The following is a 1,743-nucleotide window of genomic DNA, read 5'->3' on the forward strand; positions in this document are numbered from 1 at the left end:
CCAGGATCGTGCCGAGCCCGAAGGCGGAAGCGAGCAGCGTCAGCGCGCGGGTCCGCTCCGCGCGCGTCGTCTCGCCCGCGACCAGCGCCTGCAGCGCGGGCGGCGCGGCGGCACCGAATGCGCCATAGATCAGCCGCCCGGCGATGAAGCAGCCGAACGCCGCGGTCCCGCCGATCCAGTGGTTGATCCCCGCCATCAGGAACAGTCCGCACAATGTCAGCGACACGCTGAACCCGCCGATGCCGAGCAGAATCATCGCGCGGCGCCCATGCCGGTCGGACCGGTTCGCCCAGAACGGCGCGGCGATCACCCACAGCAGCGCGGACACCGAAAACGCGCCTGCCACCGCGCTGTCGGCGACGCCCAGCGACCGGCCGAGCGCGGGCAGCACCGATTGCAGCGCGGTATTGCCCGCGGCGATCGTCAGCATGACAAGGAACATCAGCGCGAAGCGACGATCGATCCGCGCATCCTCGCGACCAGTACCGGTCATGGCCGCGCCCAGTCATAGTCACGCTCGACCCGTGCGACGGTGACGCGGTAGCGGTCATACCAGAGCGCCCGCCCGCGCTCGCGAATCGCGCTATGGTCGGGATCGTCGCGCCACGCGATCGCCGCGGCGTCGTCCGCCCAATAGCTGATCGTGATCCCCAGCCCGGCTTCGTCGCGCACGCTGTCGATCCCGCGATAGCCGGGCTGCGTCGCGGCGAGCGCCTCCATCGCGGCGGCTGCCGCGGCATAGCCGGCGGGGTCGGTGCCGTTACGGTTCGACATGAAAATGACCGCCGTCTGGCCCGTCCGATCGTCGTGCATGCCCAATGCTTAAGCCAAGCCCGGGGGTTGGCAAGCGCGGGTTGCGGCACCGTGCACTGGTCGCGTTCGGTGCGGTTCGTCGCGTGATGCAACCCGCAGGCCTTGAAACACGTTTGGAATCCGTGCGACGGGGGGCTTAAAGCCTCGCGTGCGCGCGGGATCCCTGATCGTAAGGAACACGATGCCCAGTCCGACCACAGCCGCCCGGCGCGCGCGCACCCGCCCCGCCGGCGTGCCCTCCCCGTGGCAGATGTTCTTCACCGAATTCCTGAAACACCCTGTCATGGTCGGCTCGATCGTGCCGTCCTCGGACAAGCTGATCCGCAAGATGCTCGGCCGGGTCGACTGGAACAACACCAAGGTGTTCGTCGAATACGGACCTGGCGTCGGCACTTTCTGCCGCCCGATTCTCGACCGCATGGCGCCCGACGCGACGCTGATCGTGATCGATACCAACCCCGATTTCATCCGCTATCTGCGCCACACGATCACCGATCCGCGGTTCTCGGCGGTGCTCGGATCGGCGGCCGATGTCGAAAAGATCGTCGCCGATCACGGCTTCGAATCGGCCGACTATGTCCTTTCGGGCCTGCCCTTTTCGACGCTGCCCCCCGGCGTCGGTCCGGCGATCGCCGCCGGCACGCATTCGGTGCTGCGCAGCGGCGGCGCGTTCCTGGTCTATCAGTTCAGCCCGAAGGTGAAGGACTTCCTCACCCCGCATTTCGAATCGATCGATCACGACATGGAATGGTGGAACGTGCCCCCGGCACAGCTCTACTGGGCCTGGAAGGACTGATCCGTCAGCCGCGCGCGCAGCGCGGCGAGTTCGTCGGGCGAGGCATCGGGTCTCGCCGATGCGGGCTTGCCGGCCCGCAGCCGCGCGCGGTCCTTGGCGTCGGGCTCGACGCGGCGGACGCGGACCGCGGCCCG

The 1,743-nt window shown here is 68.6% G+C and carries 3 protein-coding genes; 1 reads left to right on the plus strand and 2 read right to left on the minus strand.

What is annotated here, in order from left to right:
• Together sphsw_RS13135 and sphsw_RS13140 are read right to left on the minus strand one after the other, a co-directional pair.
• Window positions 1-493 (minus strand): MFS transporter (locus sphsw_RS13135; RefSeq protein ID WP_031441001.1); only part of this gene is annotated, 493 nt, incomplete at its 3' end.
• A complete protein-coding gene (locus tag sphsw_RS13140; protein WP_031441002.1) occupies window positions 490-813 on the minus strand; it encodes an antibiotic biosynthesis monooxygenase in 324 nt (107 codons plus the stop codon). The genes sphsw_RS13135 and sphsw_RS13140, both read right to left, overlap by 4 nt.
• A 181-nt stretch (window positions 814-994) precedes the next feature.
• On the opposite strand from sphsw_RS13140, the gene sphsw_RS13145 reads away from it, so the two are divergent.
• A complete protein-coding gene (locus tag sphsw_RS13145; RefSeq protein WP_031441003.1) occupies window positions 995-1,609 on the plus strand; it encodes a class I SAM-dependent methyltransferase in 615 nt (204 codons plus the stop codon).
• Window positions 1,610-1,743: the final 134 nt, after the last annotated feature.

The organism is Sphingomonas sp. FUKUSWIS1, from assembly GCF_000733135.1.
Classification (GTDB): Bacteria; Pseudomonadota; Alphaproteobacteria; order Sphingomonadales; family Sphingomonadaceae; genus Sphingomonas; species Sphingomonas aerolata.

Bases quoted from the DNA above. Each gene is read 5' to 3' on its own strand.
- sphsw_RS13140 (WP_031441002.1), bottom strand. From the start codon at position 813: ATGCACGACGATCGGACGGGCCAGACGGCGGTCATTTTCATGTCGAAC.
- sphsw_RS13145 (WP_031441003.1), top strand. From the start codon at position 995: ATGCCCAGTCCGACCACAGCCGCCCGGCGCGCGCGCACCCGCCCCGCC.